Here is a 16,185-nt window from a genome sequence, read left to right on the forward strand (position 1 = left end):
AAAAATCAATGTATGTCACAACAAGAAGACGATTTGAGGGCATTGGCGAAAATCATGGATTTTCTGCGTGCCGTGAGTATTATTTTAGTGGTCATGAACGTGTACTGGTTCTGCTATGAAGCCATCCGGCTTTGGGGAGTGGACATCGGCGTGGTGGACAGAATCCTGATGAACTTCGACCGCACGGCGGGGCTGTTCCGTTCCATTCTCTACACGAAACTGTTCGCCATCCTCCTGCTTGCCCTGTCCTGTCTGGGGACAAAGGGTGTCAAGGGAGAGAAAATCACTTGGAGAAGAATCTGGGCGGCCCTTGCCGCAGGGTTCGTGCTGTTCTTTCTCAACTGGTGGATATTGGCATTGCCGCTGCCGATAGAGGCGGTGACGGGACTGTATATCCTGACCGTTGGCGCAGGTTATGTCTGTCTGCTGATGGGCGGTCTGTGGATGAGCCGCTTGTTGAAGCACAACCTCATGGATGATGTGTTCAACAACGAGAACGAGAGTTTCATGCAGGAAACACGGCTTATCGAAAGTGAGTATTCGGTCAATCTGCCGACACGCTTCTACTACAAAAAGCGTTGGAACGACGGCTGGATCAATGTCGTGAATCCCTTCAGGGCTTCCATCGTATTAGGTACGCCGGGCAGCGGGAAGTCATACGCGGTGGTAAATAATTTTATCAAGCAGCAGATTGAAAAGGGCTTCTCGATGTATGTGTACGACTTCAAATTCAGCGACTTGTCCACGATAGCCTACAACCATCTGCTTAACCACCCGGAGGGCTACAAGGTGAAGCCGAAGTTCTATGTAATAAACTTCGACGACCCACGACGCTCGCACCGTTGTAATCCCATTCACCCGGACTTCATGGAGGATATCACGGACGCTTATGAGAGTGCGTACACCATCATGCTCAACTTAAATAAAAGTTGGGTGCAAAAGCAGGGCGACTTCTTTGTGGAATCACCTATTATCCTGTTTGCCAGTATTATATGGTATTTGAAAATTTATCAGAACGGCAAGTATTGCACGTTCCCCCATGCAGTCGAGTTCCTGAACCGCCGTTACGAGGATATTTTCCCTATTCTGACCTCTTACCCGGAACTGGAAAACTATCTTTCTCCTTTTATGGATGCGTGGCTCGGAGGGGCTGCCGAGCAGTTAATGGGGCAGATCGCTTCGGCGAAAATTCCGCTATCACGTATGATTTCCCCGCAGCTCTATTGGGTAATGTCGGACAGCGAGTTCACGCTGGACATCAACAATCCCGAAGAGCCGAAAATTCTCTGCGTGGGCAACAATCCCGACCGTCAGAACATTTATGGTGCGGCTCTCGGTCTGTATAACTCCCGTATCGTGAAGCTCATCAACAAGAAAGGGATGTTGAAGTCGTCGGTCATCATCGACGAGCTTCCGACGATATATTTCAAGGGGCTGGACAACCTTATCGCCACCGCGCGAAGCAACAAGGTTGCCGTGTGTCTGGGCTTTCAGGATTTCAGCCAGTTGGTGCGCGACTATGGCGATAAAGAAGCCAAAGTCGTGATGAATACTGTCGGAAATATCTTCTCCGGTCAGGTGGTGGGCGAAACCGCCAAGACGCTCTCGGAAAGGTTCGGAAAGGTGTTGCAGAAGCGGCAGTCCATTTCCATCAACAGGCAGGACGTTTCCACCTCCATCAACACGCAGATGGACGCGCTTATCCCGCCGAGCAAGATTTCCGGCTTGACGCAGGGCATGTTTGTCGGTTCTGTGTCCGACAACTTCAACGAGCGTATCGAGCAGAAGATTTTCCACTGTGAGATTGTCGTGGATGCCGAGAAGGTCAAGCGCGAGGAGAAAGCCTACAAGCCGATACCCGTCATTACCGATTTTACGGACGGGGACGGCAACGACTGCATGAAGGAAACGGTGCAGGCGAATTACAGGCGCATCAAGGAGGAGGTGAAGCAGATTGTCGCCGACGAGCTGGAGCGCATCGCGGGTGACGAGAACCTGAAGCATCTGTTGCAGCAGAAATAGCCGGCAGGCGGTAACGAAAACGGGCGGGGCAAGTTTGACACCTTGTTCCGCCCGTTTTCGTTACCCTTCGTTTTCCGGATTTTCCTCTTTCAGCAATTTGTTTATGGTCGTTACCGTATGTGTCTGAAAGTAGGTCTTCAGTTCCGCGTCATCTTTCAGGAGTATGCCGCATTCCTCATCATAAGTTCCGATGATATATTTTTTAAGTTCGGAAAAACTTTCCGCAAACGGTATCTGCCTGTTTTCCTGCCAGTATTCGGTTACCACTTCGGAGATAAACGCTTTAAGCACGGCTTTTTCCTCTTTACCCAGTTTCTTGAAACGTGTCGTTTCACGGTTCACAGGCAACGGTTCCGGCAGAATATCCTCCGGATTCTTGCCGCTGCGCATGGCGGACATGCAGCTTTTACAGATATGTTGTGCGTGTCCTTTGCCGGAGAACTTCTCATTCGCCTTGTAGTCACCGCAAATCCGGCAGTAGTGCCCGTTCTGTTTCTTCTTCTTTTTTGCCATTTCTTTATCCTGCTTCTGTTCCGGCTGCAAATATCGGCATTTATTTCCATGATTGTCAATATGATGCAACAAAAAAAGACGGAAAACAGATGATTGCCCCTTATTTTCCGTCTTTCCTGTCCGGATGGTGGTTCATCTTCTCATGCGTTCCAATTCCTCGTCACGTTGCATCTTCTCGTTGAGTTTCTCCTGCATCCTGTCAAGGAAGTAGGTGCGGCTCTCGTTCTTACGGCGTTTGATGTCGATGTAGAAGCGGTAGCAGTCCTTCGATTCCACGCCGAATATCTTGTACAGGAGCGGGGCGAGCTGTTTGAGCGGCATGTTGCCGTTGTTGATGCAGCCCATCTCGTTGATACCGTAGATCAGTTCCACGAGGTCGATGGCGTTGCCTGTCCACTGCAAGGGCGAGGCGGGGTTTTCGGTTGTGTTTTCGGCGGACGTACGGACGGGGATCAGTGGTGGCACTTGGGGAGCGGCAAGGAGCTTTTGCATCTTCCTCACGAAAGAGAGAGCCTTGCTGACGTAGATGGCAGCCTCCCTTTTCTCTTCGGAGAGGTTGCGCACGGGATGGTGCTGCAACTCTATTTCTATGTATGCCAGTGCGATGATGGTACGGTCCGTATCCGCGCTGCCGCTGCACAGTTCGATCACTTGGGTGGCGAAAGCCGTGTATGCCGTTTCCATATTGCAGTCACCGGCTTCGTTTATACGGCGGAAGAACTCGGTTTCCGCCAATAAAAAATAATTCATGTCCTGTCAATTTTGAAATTTTACACTCTGTTTTTCGGTATGCGCACATGAATATGATTGGCAAAAATCATGTACATCAAACAAAAAATCCGGCACATAGTCTGCAATATGCTGGATTTCAGAGTAATAATTTCAAAATTTATTTATCCGACAGGAGTTGTATTCAACTTAAGGTGTTAATCTACTGAACATTAGTCCATTTTCCGGACATCAGATGCACGCTTTATAGATATGGCGGACCACTCCGTTGCGGTATGCTTTCTGTGAGGTCAGCGTCCATTGTTCCTGTGGCAAGACGGACTGGAAGAAACGCTTTCCCGTTCCGGCAATGAAAGGAATTGTGTATAGTATGATTTCATCCACCACACGCATACGCAGCAGCCCGTTGATGTAGTCCGCCTTTTCAGGAGTGGCTTCCGCCAGATAGCAGATGTCTGTTGTGGATTTCCGCCATTCGTCAAGCATGGAGATGGAATAATCCGGTGTGATATGATAAAGGGCGTTTTCCCTTATCTCGTTGATACCGCAATCTTCAAGGCGCAGTTCCTTATACGCTTTGCAATACAACTCGGAGCTTTGACATCCGTCCATCGTGAGGACGGCAAGAATCTGTACTTTACCCATTATCGTTTCCTTTCGTTAGGCAAGGGCAAAAAAGTAGCGTGCAAATCACACTACTTTCAAGCGACGGCTCTGGTAAAGCCTTTTACGGAGAGTACGTGAATGCACGCTATGCGTAGGCATAGCATAAGCATCACGCAATCGTCTCCGTAGTGTCAATTTACCAGATTTTCGCTCGAAACGCCTTGCGGTCTTATGTTATATATAGGCGGCAAAAGGATCTGCCAATCGCCGTTACCTTCTGATATGTCATGCAAAGATAGCCATTTTCAGCGAATTGCGGGCTATGATTGCTCAAATTTATATTTCAATCCATATTCTTCCAGTTTATTATAGAGTGTTGTCCTGCCTATTCCAAGCAGTTCGGCGGCGACCTTGCGGTTCCCGTCAGCTTGCTTCAAAGCGCGTATAATCCGCTCTTTATCTTCCTCTTTGTTGCGCAGGGAGAAGCCGGTAACAGAGGTTGTTTCGGTTATTCCAAGTTCCAGATGCTCTTTCGTGACAAGTCCCGTCTGCGCCTGCAACACCGCGCCCATGATTTTCTGCCGAAGCTCGCGCACGTTGCCCGGCCATGAATGGGTCAGCAACGCTTTCCGTGCTTCGGAGCTGAATCCGCTAACCTTGCACTCCAATTCATTATTGGCAATCTCGCGGAAAAACTCTGCCAGCGGCATGATGTCTTCCTGACAATCACGCAGCGGCGGAACGGTTATCTCGAAGTCGTGCAGACGGTACAGCAAGTCCTGCCGGAAACGCTTTTCATTGACCGCCTTTTCCAGATTCTCGTTGGTGGCAGCGATAATACGGACATTGAAACTTCTATCCGTCCTGTCACCAACGGGGCGGTATCGCCGCTCCTGTATGGCGCGCAGAAGCATCTGTTGGGTTTCCGGTGCGAGGTTGCCCACTTCGTCCAAAAACAGTGTGCCGCCTTCGGCTTCATGGAAATATCCTTTCTTGGCACTGTCCGCACCGGTGAACGCCCCTCTGACGTGTCCGAAGAAAGCCGACGGCGCAAGTTCTTTGGTGAGCGAACCGCAGTCCACAGCCACAAACGGTTTTCCTGCCCGCTTGCTCTTGTCGTGCAGCAGATGGGCGATATGCTCTTTGCCCGTGCCGTTCTCCCCGAATATCAGCACGCTCATGTCGGTTGGGGCTACCAGCCTTATCCGGTGCATGATTTTCTGAAAGGCGGAACCGTCACGGGCAAACACGGGCATACGGCTCCGCCCGACATTCCGTTCTTTCAGTATGCTGCGGAGCAGAGGCACAAGTTTGTCCTCGACCAACTGTTTGGGTATGTAGTCCAGCGAACCGAGTTTCATGCTTTCCACCGCCGTATGCACTTCGGCATAGTCGGTCATGATAATGAACGGCTGCATCATGCCTTCCTTGCGCATCCAGCGCAACAGGTCGATACCGTTGCCGTCGGGCAGACGCAGGTCTGAAACCACGATGTCCCCGTCAGCGGCTTGTTGCAGAAGTTTCTTCGCTGTCGAAAGGTGGAAAGCCTGCACGGTACGGAATTTCTCCCGTGCCAGCAGGTTGCAGACAAACTCGCAATACACGATGTTGTCCTCCACCACGATTATTTTTGTTTTATCCATTGTTGTATTTCTTCCTTTCTTCTTTTGCCATTTCAATAATCATTAAACCCATATCCGAAACAGTTTTTACAGCATTGTGTATTGCCTCCCAATCTGGCGTATTCTCGCAATGAATCAGTTTATAAAGTTCCCTCAACGGTTGGTCGGCACGGAGTATCTCCCACGAGCTGCGAAGATGGTGTGTAAGGGCGTCCAGTTCTTGAAAGTCTTTCCGTTGTTCCGCATCCCTGACCGCCTGCATTTCCTTTTCGGTTTCCGTTATCAGCTTCTCCAGCATAACAGATTCATTGCCGTAGGATAACAAGGTGGAGAAATCCGGCATTTCATCCTGTGTCATATTCAGGGCACAGTTATCTGAAACTTCCATTAGTTCCGATATGGAGAATGGCTTGAACAGGCATCCAGCAAATCCACGTTCCATAAGCTCCTCCTTGCTGCAACTGCCCGAAGCGGTTGTCACCACTACCGGGATATCCCTTGAATTGCCAACGTTGGAAGTGCGCAACAGTTCCAGCAACTCGAAACCGTTTATCACCGGCATATTCAGATCCGTCAGAAGCAGACTGTATTCCTTTTTTCGTATTAATTCCATCAGCTCCGCAGCATCGGTGCAGGTGTCGCAGTGTATCCCTTCCTTTGCATACATTTCTTTCAGCATCAAAAGTAGCACTTCGTCATTATCGATGGCGATTACCTCATGATATGCCTCATTGTGGCGGACATATCCTTTACGGGATTGTTCAGGCTGTTCCTCGGCTGTCTGCATGGGGATTTCCACAGAGAAACAGCTGCCTTTGCCTTTTTTGCTCTCCAGCCGTACTGTACCGCCGAGCATTGTCACGATACGCTGCACGATGGACAATCCCAGCCCGAAGCCGTCTTTTGCAGCGGCGTTTGACAGACGTTCAAATGCACCGAATATACGTTGTTGCTCCTCTTCGGTCATGCCCGTCCCCGTATCTTCGACGATAAGTGTCAGCATCCCGTTAGTGTAATCCGTTGTCAGAGATACGCTGCCGTTCTCCGTGAACTTGATGGCGTTGGACAACAGATTATTTCCGATTTGCAGGATGCGTTCCTTATCAGTCAAAACAACCGTATCAGTTTGATTAATTATGGTAAGAGCCAGCCCCTTGTTCATAGCGGTTAGCATAAACTCCGTTTCAAGGATGTGCGTGATTGCCGAAATTTGGCAAGGAGAGAAATTCGGCTGCTCCTTGCCGTTGTCCAAGCGGAAGAAACTTAGCAGCGTATTGAGCATTTCACGCATACGCTCAGAAGATTGCCGGATGTTTTGGATATACGCCCCGATTTTATCAACATCGCAATCTTTTTGCATCAGTCCGGCATAACCCGTTATTGCCGTCAGAGGCGTGCGCAATTCATGGGTGATGGTATGAACGGCTTTCTTGCGGGAAGCAATCAGTGCCTCGTTCTGTTCAACAGACTGTTGAAGTTGTCCGATTAAATCCGATGTTTTCAGTCGGTATCGTTTGATTCGGATGGCATCCCTATGTATAATTATGAACAATACGAGCAATAACAGAAGTATGGATAATGCCAGACTGCCAATTTGCCTGAACGACTTCTTACGCATGGTGGCTATCTCGGTTTCTCGTTCTTTCAGGTCGGTCTGAACATTGTTGTCGATATGACGGATAAGACTGCGTAATCGGGCGTTGAGGGCTGTATTACGTGCGGCAAGGCTGTCTGTCTGTTCGGCAAGTATCCGGTTTTGAACCTTCTGTCCGGCAATCACATCGTTGTTCAGGGAATAGAGCATCGAGGTGGTTGCCGAAGGCTTTGCGCCTTCCTTTTTTCCGAACAGACCTAAAAATCCTTTGCGTTTAGCCTTATGGGGACTTTCATTTGCGCTTTGACGGACTATGACCGGCACTCTGTCGGCTATACGCCTGTTGAGTGTTCTCTGACGGGAATGTATATCTGCCAGCTCCCTCATCTGCCTCTCTTTGTGTGCCAATATGTCGCGGATGCTGTCTATTCCTATACGTTCCGAACTGAACACCTCGCGGAAGACACACAGTGTACTGTCAATCACCATCCTTTGATGATGGTATTGTTCCGCATCGCCCTCTTTCCATTCCGCGACAGTTTCTCCCAGCAATGACAGCCCTGTAATCTGTATGTTCAGACGGTTTATATTTTTTCGCAACTCGATTGCGCTATGGTTCTCTTCCTCCGACAACGACAAGGTGTTTTGTTCATTGCGGTAGGTGTAGGCAACCAGCAGTGACAGGATGAATATGGAAATGTAGCCTGCGGCTACCAGTATGCGGTAGTATCTCATAAGCCGTGTATATAATAATTGCTGAATCTCTCATTTGTCAGGAATATGCGTGCCGTCATAGCCGCATATTCCAAATCTTGCCGGAAACGCGCTCATGATTCACTGTTCCAGTATTTCATCCTTCTCTCGCACCATTCCTCATATCCCTCTTTTTTCAGTTCTCCGGGTGTCTTGAGAACCTGCTGGTTGCAGAAGTCGGAAAAATTACTTGCAGAGAGGAACCGGTTGCGTTCAGCCACTTCCTTCAGGGCAAGTTCGGGACGGTAGGAAAGGTCTTCCTTGATACGGCTTATGCGCTCCTGCCGGAGCCAGTCGGTCGCGGAACAGCCGTAATATTCTTCAAAACGGCTTCGGAAATGGGAATAGCTCATGCCACACATCCCTGCCAGCTCCTCTGCTGTAAAGGTGTGCCACTTATACATCTTCACTTTCAGGCGGAAGACCGCTTCTTCCAGTTCTTTCAGACGGCTTTCCGCATATTGCATTTCAGATTCCTTCAGAGGGCTGGAGATATGGCGGAGGGTGTCACGGCGCGCCCTGAAAAAGTAGTCGCACACCCGGTTGGTCACGCAGTTAAGATAGGAGCGTCCCCTCATGCAGCGGAGCAGGTCGCAGAAAAACATCAGTTCCGGTGTCCGGCACTCCGTTTCATAGACGGCTACGAGGTCATTGCACAGGTAGCAGAATGCAAAGTCTTTAGGCGAGCATGCCACAAGAGCCATGTAAGGCTTGTAGTCACGCATTTTCAATGTAGGCTGGACAGGAACGGATTTGAACGTGCCGACAATCAGGCGCAGCACCTCTGCATCATGGGCGAAACTCTCCATTTCGCGTACCATACGGCTTACGGAGTAACGTTTCTTTACAAGTTCTTCCGCCTTGTCTGCTATGCTGTGCAGGCTTACGGAGTGTATGGGATATATATCGGCTGTGTGCCGTAGCAGGGCTGTCAATCTCATTATGTTGTTTTTGCGGCAAATATCGGGTTTATGAAGTAACAAGCAGTTCCAAATCTTGCCGAAAATCCCAACACGGTCATATTTTTCCTTGCCGTTGCAACGCTTCCAAGAAAAAAACGGCAATGGTAGACACTACATACAGCGCAAGAACCCATGCACCGGATTTGCGTTGCACCGGACTTTCATCGTCATACCTGGCTATAATCCTGTCATAACGTTTCCTGAAAAAGAACCGCCAGCTCAACAAGGCAATAATGCCGCCCTCGATAATATAATACTGAATATCGGAGGGATATGCGACAATGCCGTATCGGGTCAGCATCCCCCATACGGTCAATACGTTGGTACTCAGTATGACCGAGAACATAAGCATCCCCATAAACACGGCTCCTTCCGCCAGAGAGGAATGGAGCCATAGTCTATAAAACCGATAATACAGATAATCTATCATATCCTTCGGGTAACTATATCATGTTGAATATCACTTGGTCATTCCTGTAAGAAACTCCTGCGGATGCTGTTTGATGTATGTACCGATCATCGTGTAGAGTTGCCGGTCATTCTTCATCAAGGCATAGTACTCATCATCGAAGGCATCAAAGAACTTCTCTTTATACCCGTGGGCGAATCCTTCCTTCGTTCCGTCCCATACCGATTGCAGTTCATCCCGGTTGGCGGCATATTGGTTGTTGGCTCGTTTCACGACATCAGCAATCCGGTCTGCTCCGAGCTTGACAAAGGTGTCCTCGGCTTTTTGCGCACGTTCGCCTCCTGAATTGTAGTAGTATTGGTTGAAACCTCCGTTGATGACCTCCGCATGCAGTTCCACCGCACACATTATGCTGTCGAATACTTCGCTCTCCATATCGCTTGCCAGTTCTCCGTCGATATATTTCCGGCAGAGTTTATCGGCAGGAAGACGCTCAATCAATTCTTTTGTTATCCGTTCGGGACATCTTATCCTAAACAGTTTCTTTATCCATTGCATCATTGATTTCGGTTTTTATTATTACTTGAACATATTTTTTTCATTACCGTGTAAAACATATTCTGGCCTTTTATCAAGCAGTATGAACTGCGGCAACTGTTGCGCCCGCTTCCACATTGCCGGATTGTAGGACCATAACACGGGAAGTTCCACTGGAGAATGCTGGAAGAAGTAACGCTTTGTTTCAAGACTTGGTAATATGGATATTATTGCTCCGTTGCCTTCCATACTCGGATGATAGCAGAAACGGAAACTCATATAGGCATATCCGGGGCTTCCTTTCCGGGCGTCAATTTCAAGAGACTCCACAATCGTGTCCTCTTGTGTTTCCTCACTGTCGCTACGCTCGTCTGCTTCGGGAAGACCGCTGTCGTTGTCAAGATTTAGTTCCGGGAAATTCAATATCCCATCCACGGTTGAAAGCATGACACAGGCATTATACCGCTCATGCTTCCTTATGGATTGATCCGGTACTGTGACGCGGAGCAGAACCCAGCAGGAATCCTCCTCAATCAAAGCTTTCTCTATAGCAAATCTGACCTGCGGACGTTCCAACGGACGCAATTTTCCGTGAATGATTCGATAAGCCCTGTCACAGCCTGAATTGTTCACTTCACTCAGACAAATCCGTGAATCCTGAGCAGCACCGGTTTTGCGGATTGTGGCACATCCCGCAAATGCCAACGATAATGCCGACATCATGGTCAGCAATATTATATTTCTAAAATGATTGTTATTCATTGTTTAATGGTTTGGTGAGAAACAGCATTAGCTGTTATCTCGACCTTGTTAGTTGCTTACTATATATTCTTAATGATTTCAATGTCTTGAATAGGTATATAACCTATATGGGCATTAAAAATGGAATTTATTCTACACCAGCCATTTACTATTTTACTTATAACAACAGGCATTCCAAAACTAACTGCTATGCCATCTTCTCCTTCGGTAATTTTTTCTCCATCAGGTAAAGAATAAATGTAGGAGCTGCATAGTATGGCACTATCTCCAACTTGTGGCGTAAAATTCGTCCTTTTAGCATTCGGGGGGCTCTGTAATATTATATTATACTGAGCTTCCATACATTTCGTAGATAGGAATAGGTATGCTTCAAAACAGTCATTACATTCATTCTCTTCAGGAAAATGCTCTATATGAAAACCCGGAGTGTCAGCATACAACTTTCCGTGAGTTTCATCTCCTCTATTATATACCCCATATATCAATCGCCCATTAGAATTATAATATGCGATACTGTGCAATGCACCCCCGTCAGCCCATCGCTTAAATACTTTCCTGATATTGTTATCGCTATCGAAATACATAGTGATCAATATATTGGCATTCTTAATATGACCATCATCTAAGATTTTGTATGAATGGATTTGATCAAATTCCATATATTCATCCTCTATTACTTTTCCTAAACTATCTAAAGGAACAAGGTATGCAATTCTCAAAGGCATTTTGTTTATTGCATCAATCTCTGTTTGAATAGTTTCCTTATAGTTTTGTGCAAAAGCAAAAGGTGAAAGCAAGAATAAAATATAAAGTATAATTACTCTTTTCATATTGCAACTAATGGTTAGCAGGGAACGGCTCGTCCGTTATCCTGCGTTGTTAGCTGTATTTTAGTCAAAAGTCATGTAACACAAACAGACTTTTAACAAGATAATTTTCTACTGTCCATACGGCATAATATCCGCCTGCACCGTCACTGTTCTGCGTGCTGATGAACAGTGAGTTTCCTTTACCCAATGCCACGACAACATTGTTTCGGCTCGGTTCGTATAGATGTGCTATATATGCTGTTGGAAATTCCAATATTCCGGCAGGGTGCTTGACGGTGACAGATGCGTATTCTTCATGCGGAATATTGTCATCTATGCCTGTCAAGTCAGAACAACCGTCAATACTCCGAACAAAACCTGCTTCCAAATCATAAACAATGGCATGTTTTTGTGGATTAAAATTTTGGAAGTCTATCTTTACGGTTAATGTGTCGTTGGCATATACAAGGCATTTATCCGTACTTTGCGGCTGTTTCTTCAACTGTGGCAAATCTGCCAAATAACGGATGCGGCTTTTATGGATATCTCCTGTATGGGTATTTCCATTCGGGCAAGTCTTGGTTATGCCCGTTTCTGCTCCATATTCTACGCTATGCCATTCTTTATGGCTCTTTTGTGCATCCCAATCGGCAAATACATGATTATCCAATAATTTGCCTATCACTGTTCCACTTGTATCACGTACATTTACATATCCGTCCGCATCCTGAATGACACCGAAGAAACGCTGTTGTGCTTGTATAGGCAAGCAAAACAGAATTGCCGATATGTAGAAAATAATCTTTTTCATGCTTCTATTATAGCTAATGGTTTAGCGGAGAACGCTGTGAAGCGTTATCCCGGTTTGTTAGAAACTTATTCTTTTCCTTTTCAGTATATCCGCCAACCAATCAGGAATGAACTTTTTTGCCCGTGGATATTTACTGAAATCTTCGCTAAAATCACTATCGCTGAATGCCTTTTTCAGTCCTTCATATCTCGTATCGTAACCAAATCTTATATTCATATTATTGCCTTTGTCTATTGTTATTTTACATAGATAGAAAGCTCCCTCTTGCGGACATAAGGAATACATCAGGTCTTTGAGTTTTTCTACTTTTGAAGAAAGGTGTATTGTGACATTAATACCAAGACGAAATTGAACTGGCTCGTTTCCCCTGTAATAGTAAATGTTAGTATAAGATGTACTTTCAACGGTATAACAGTAAAAATCACATTTATTCCACTGGGCATAAGCCACCATTTTTGCCAAAACTTCCTTGATGTCGTTTACATAGGCACGGCATTCCACATTATATTTCCAAAGGCTTAGTTGTGTACGATAAGGAATGTATTTGACAGATAATGTTGCTTTGTTTGCGAAAACGGGATATGGCAGTCTGTCATTCGCACAAGCAGTTTCGATGCAATCGGTAAGATACCAGCTCCAAAACTCTTTATTACGTTCGTCATCAATAAAACCTAAATCGATAACACCGCCATTATATACTAAACTAGCAAGGAAAGCCGTATCCCATTCGTCCGGAACTTCCACTTCTTCATCGGAATCGCAATCACTAATAACCATGTCTTCATCCGAACTGGCATCATAGGCTGCATGAACAGCTACCTTAGCAGCAAACGAGGCTGTTATATCATCTTCCATGTAATCATCAGCAAACATGTCCAAATGGTCGGCATCTTTCAACAAATCCTTTTTACTCGTTTGTCCAAGCAGATATTTCTCCGTTTTTGTAATCAGTCCGATTATTTCAGTATCATCCCTGAAAAAGTCATTCCATATCGGATATACTTTCAATGCGCATAAAATACTTATTCTTCCAATGATACAGGGTTCATTGATAGCTTGTAGTATCTTACGTCTTGTTGATAAGGACAGATGCCCTGCACTTGAATGGTTGACTTCATCCAAGCCCTTTCTTATCAATGACTTTATGGCTTCGCTGTATTTCATGCGCACTAATTGTTTCTAATGGCTAAGCGAGGAACGCTGTCAAGCGTTATCCCGGTTTGTTAGCAACTTTACTTTAGTTCATAACAAGCATAGAGTTCAATTTTATTTCCTTCAAGAATATCATTGATTTGATACTCCAGTTCGTCCAAACTATTGACACTTGTTATTTGACGGTTGAAACCTAATTGCTCAATCTCCAAATCAATACTTAAATGTCCGATTGATATAAAATTATCTTTCAACTTCTCTATATCCGTATAATATAGAGATAACTTGCGTACACCAAAACTTCCCATAGCATTAGTTTTTGTTACAGGAACTTCTTCTATCAAAATCGTATCTATTGTTGGCTTTAGATAGTCATTGTAAGTAGTAGGAACAAAAGCATAATAAGCATCTTTCCTATATTGATAAAAATCTTCAAAGATGAAACAGCGATACTTGTTATCAACTTGAAAGGCAATTACTTCTCCCTTTGTAAAAAGACTGTTTACAAGTGTTTTATGCTTTTTCGGCTTACGTACTTTCAAAATGGGTGCGCTTACCTTTTTGAGTAACTTTTGGAGTGCAATATTTCTTTGCGAAATAGCGGTTTTATCTATTTCAGCCCAAGTTCTATCAGCTCCGTTTTCCACGATAGCTTTAAGCAGTTTTACAAAATAATCGTCCAAAAGCCCTATTTCCCAAAGCGTAAGACAAGCAGTAGAAATATAAATTTCTAAATCAAGTGAAGATGATATATTTTGTAATCCATTTTTTAGATACGATTTAATTTCATCTGCCGACTGTCCGCTATCATATCTGTCCAATATTTCATTTTGAACATCTATGCCTAAATCACTTTCCAATATGTCTGTACCGTCAATCGCCATATTTGTTATTTCTTTTGTTGCTAATGTCCGGCGGATAATCGACCTTGAAAAGGTCGATTATCCGTATGTTACTGACTTTTCTCTGAATTATTAAGTTCAACAAAAAATTGTACCATTCTATTGTATAATCTATCACGTAGCTGGTCTAATCTATTGTTTTCATCAATGCAAATGATACCATTTCTCATTAAAACCAAATCTGTAAATGATCCCATTCCACCAAATAGACCTTTAATTTCTCTTAGCCAATCCTTTGGGGAAGAAACATTGTCTGCATACAATCTTTTGAGAGTGATTATCCAACCAGTTTCACCCACAAATTCAAATAACTCTATTATTTCTAAAAGGATTTTTCTTAATTCTTTTTCCATATTTCCTTTTTATTTCTTCAGTCAGTAATGGTTTGGTGAGGAACAGCGTTTAGCTGTTGGCTCGACCTTGTTACCAACCTCAATTATAATTCAGAGAAATCAAAAAGATTGAAGAACTTATCAAACTTCTCTTCTGTTCTACATGACAAAAATATTCCGTCATCTGTTGGTGTATTGTCGGCTTTATAGAAATACCAAATCAGATTATCTTGATATGCATATATGATTAGAGTATTATATTGCACAACTTTATTCCATTCCTTTTGTACATATTCCAATATAGCAGGATAGGCTTCTTCGTTTTCAGCTATTCCGCCAAACTCAAAGCCTCCTTGTGCGCAATTATAATACATCGTTAATAGAATAAAATCCATTAATCCAATCGGTTCTGTTATCCAACCTTCATCATCACTATACTTAACCCAGATTGTGGTATCATGTATTGTAGTAGCCCATAAACACACTTCTTGATTTTCTGCAAGAAAGATAATCTTTTCACCATCAGATTGTAACTCGTCTAATGGCAAGAACCGTTGGAACGAAGAAGCCAATACCTCTACTTTTCCAACAGATAAATAAAAATGCTTTAGAGCTTCCGGCATTGTTAGTCCAAGCATATTTTCAGCCTGTTTGATTTCATCCGTTGTGTAACCGTCATTTGCAGTTAATTTTCTGCCTAATAACTGTTCTGCTGTTTGAATAATGTTCTTCATATTTTAATTGTTGGTAATGGTTTGCAGCTTGCCGCCGTTAGGCGGAACAGGTGCATGTTATTCGCATATTATTCGGGTCGCCAATATGGATGTAATGCCGTTCCAATATTAAACATTGGAACATTAAACTCATTTATCCATTCAAGGCGAGTCCAAATGCCAGAGTTTTCACCGACCATAAGCATCCTTTCATTACAAAAAACAGCTTCCATTTCATAAGGGCGACGACCAATTTCAAAGTTCATTACAATAAATCTAACTGGAGCTTTATCTTGTAACGGTACAACAACCGAATTGCATTTTAAGGTGGATTTTGCCACTTTACCTAATGTCTTTCTACTATGTCTTACAGCTTCAATAGAGCGTTTGGCATTTCTCGAAATAACCATAGGCCTAAATATCGGACCAAATTCCGGCTCTACATCATTTGGCAGGACATCCATTTTATCTACTAACTTAGTAAGACCGTCAATCATCATTTCTTTTATTTCATTTGAATTAATATTGCAAAATTCCGCCCATGCAACAAACTGTTTGTCAGTAGGAAAACTCTCGCCGTCCACATCAAACCACGCATTAAAATCGCCGCCCAAAGAATTGATATAGATAGGGGATTTGGTTGTATATAGTCCCCAATCATCAATTTGCCAAAGCGAGCAATCAAAGTTTGCAATATAGTTTTTTTCTTCCATTTGTTTTTGCGAATAATGGCTTGGCGGGGAACGGCGTTAGTCCGTTATCCCGGCTTGTTACCAATATTTTTTTAAGTATTAGCCAAAGATTTCTATTCCTAATTATTAAGAGCAATCTCTTTACCAACAAATATGGCATCACCACATTTCATATAGAAACCATTTTGACCGTTGTATTTCCTAAGAGCATAGGGATATGCAACAATTCCTTTTTGTGGCTTTATACTAATTTCACAACATCCAT

17 protein-coding genes are annotated in these 16,185 nt (G+C 44.5%); 1 reads left to right on the forward strand and 16 read right to left on the reverse strand.

Features of this window, described 5'->3' with window-relative positions:
• The first annotated feature begins 12 nt into the window (after positions 1–12).
• The gene (mobC, locus tag HU824_RS08230; RefSeq protein WP_176468597.1) at positions 13–2,022 is read left to right on the forward strand and encodes a conjugal transfer protein MobC; all 2,010 of its coding nucleotides are present in this window, start codon (positions 13–15) and stop codon (positions 2,020–2,022) included.
• Between the two features lie 60 nt (positions 2,023–2,082).
• On the opposite strand, the gene HU824_RS08235 is transcribed toward mobC, so the two are convergent.
• From HU824_RS08235 to HU824_RS08310, 16 genes are all read right to left on the reverse strand, one after another.
• Positions 2,083–2,535, reverse strand: a complete 453-nt coding sequence (locus HU824_RS08235; protein WP_176468598.1) for a hypothetical protein — start codon at positions 2,533–2,535, stop codon at positions 2,083–2,085.
• Between the two features lie 132 nt (positions 2,536–2,667).
• Positions 2,668–3,285 (reverse strand): RteC domain-containing protein, encoded by a 618-nt coding sequence (locus HU824_RS08240; protein WP_123400017.1) that lies wholly within the window; start codon positions 3,283–3,285, stop codon positions 2,668–2,670.
• Positions 3,286–3,495: 210 nt separating this feature from the next.
• Positions 3,496–3,909, reverse strand: a complete 414-nt coding sequence (locus HU824_RS08245) for a dihydrofolate reductase family protein (protein ID WP_121766863.1) — start codon at positions 3,907–3,909, stop codon at positions 3,496–3,498.
• Between the two features lie 281 nt (positions 3,910–4,190).
• A complete protein-coding gene (locus HU824_RS08250) occupies positions 4,191–5,513 on the reverse strand; it encodes a sigma-54 dependent transcriptional regulator (RefSeq protein WP_176468599.1) in 1,323 nt (440 codons plus the stop codon).
• Positions 5,506–7,821, reverse strand: coding sequence for an ATP-binding protein (locus HU824_RS08255; RefSeq protein WP_176468600.1), 2,316 nt, complete (start codon positions 7,819–7,821; stop codon positions 5,506–5,508). The genes HU824_RS08250 and HU824_RS08255 overlap by 8 nt, the downstream gene beginning before the upstream one ends.
• 92 nt (positions 7,822–7,913) lie before the next feature.
• Positions 7,914–8,780: a helix-turn-helix transcriptional regulator gene (locus HU824_RS08260; protein ID WP_123400025.1), complete on the reverse strand. Its 867-nt coding sequence runs from the start codon at positions 8,778–8,780 to the stop codon at positions 7,914–7,916.
• 76 nt (positions 8,781–8,856) lie between these two features.
• Positions 8,857–9,231 carry a hypothetical protein gene (locus HU824_RS08265; protein WP_065538018.1) on the reverse strand — a complete coding sequence of 125 codons (375 nt, stop codon included), beginning with the start codon at positions 9,229–9,231 and terminating at the stop codon, positions 8,857–8,859.
• Between the two features lie 30 nt (positions 9,232–9,261).
• On the reverse strand, positions 9,262–9,771 hold the full coding sequence (locus HU824_RS08270) for a DUF4375 domain-containing protein (protein WP_123400027.1): 510 nt from the start codon (positions 9,769–9,771) through the stop codon (positions 9,262–9,264).
• A gap of 18 nt (positions 9,772–9,789) precedes the next feature.
• Positions 9,790–10,509, reverse strand: a complete 720-nt coding sequence (locus HU824_RS08275) for a hypothetical protein (protein WP_104369553.1) — start codon at positions 10,507–10,509, stop codon at positions 9,790–9,792.
• A 59-nt stretch (positions 10,510–10,568) separates the two neighbouring features.
• A complete protein-coding gene (locus HU824_RS08280) occupies positions 10,569–11,339 on the reverse strand; it encodes a hypothetical protein (protein ID WP_123400029.1) in 771 nt (256 codons plus the stop codon).
• A 64-nt stretch (positions 11,340–11,403) separates the two neighbouring features.
• Positions 11,404–12,129 (reverse strand): hypothetical protein, encoded by a 726-nt coding sequence (locus tag HU824_RS08285; RefSeq protein WP_172479221.1) that lies wholly within the window; start codon positions 12,127–12,129, stop codon positions 11,404–11,406.
• Positions 12,130–12,186: 57 nt separating this feature from the next.
• A complete protein-coding gene (locus HU824_RS08290; protein WP_176468601.1) occupies positions 12,187–13,293 on the reverse strand; it encodes an Imm5 family immunity protein in 1,107 nt (368 codons plus the stop codon).
• 68 nt (positions 13,294–13,361) lie between these two features.
• Positions 13,362–14,165, reverse strand: a complete 804-nt coding sequence (locus HU824_RS08295; RefSeq protein WP_172479223.1) for a hypothetical protein — start codon at positions 14,163–14,165, stop codon at positions 13,362–13,364.
• A 68-nt stretch (positions 14,166–14,233) separates the two neighbouring features.
• Positions 14,234–14,536 (reverse strand): hypothetical protein, encoded by a 303-nt coding sequence (locus HU824_RS08300; protein WP_172479224.1) that lies wholly within the window; start codon positions 14,534–14,536, stop codon positions 14,234–14,236.
• 83 nt (positions 14,537–14,619) lie between these two features.
• Entirely contained in the window at positions 14,620–15,249 is a 630-nt protein-coding gene (locus HU824_RS08305; RefSeq protein ID WP_009291874.1) for an SMI1/KNR4 family protein, read from the reverse strand.
• A gap of 68 nt (positions 15,250–15,317) precedes the next feature.
• Complete coding sequence (locus tag HU824_RS08310) at positions 15,318–15,941, reverse strand: hypothetical protein (protein WP_176468602.1); 624 nt, start codon at positions 15,939–15,941, stop codon at positions 15,318–15,320.
• Between the last annotated feature and the right edge of the window lie 244 nt (positions 15,942–16,185).

The sequence above is a fragment of the Bacteroides sp. L10-4 genome (genome assembly GCF_013373675.1).
GTDB classification, from domain to species: domain Bacteria; phylum Bacteroidota; class Bacteroidia; order Bacteroidales; family Bacteroidaceae; genus Bacteroides; species Bacteroides muris.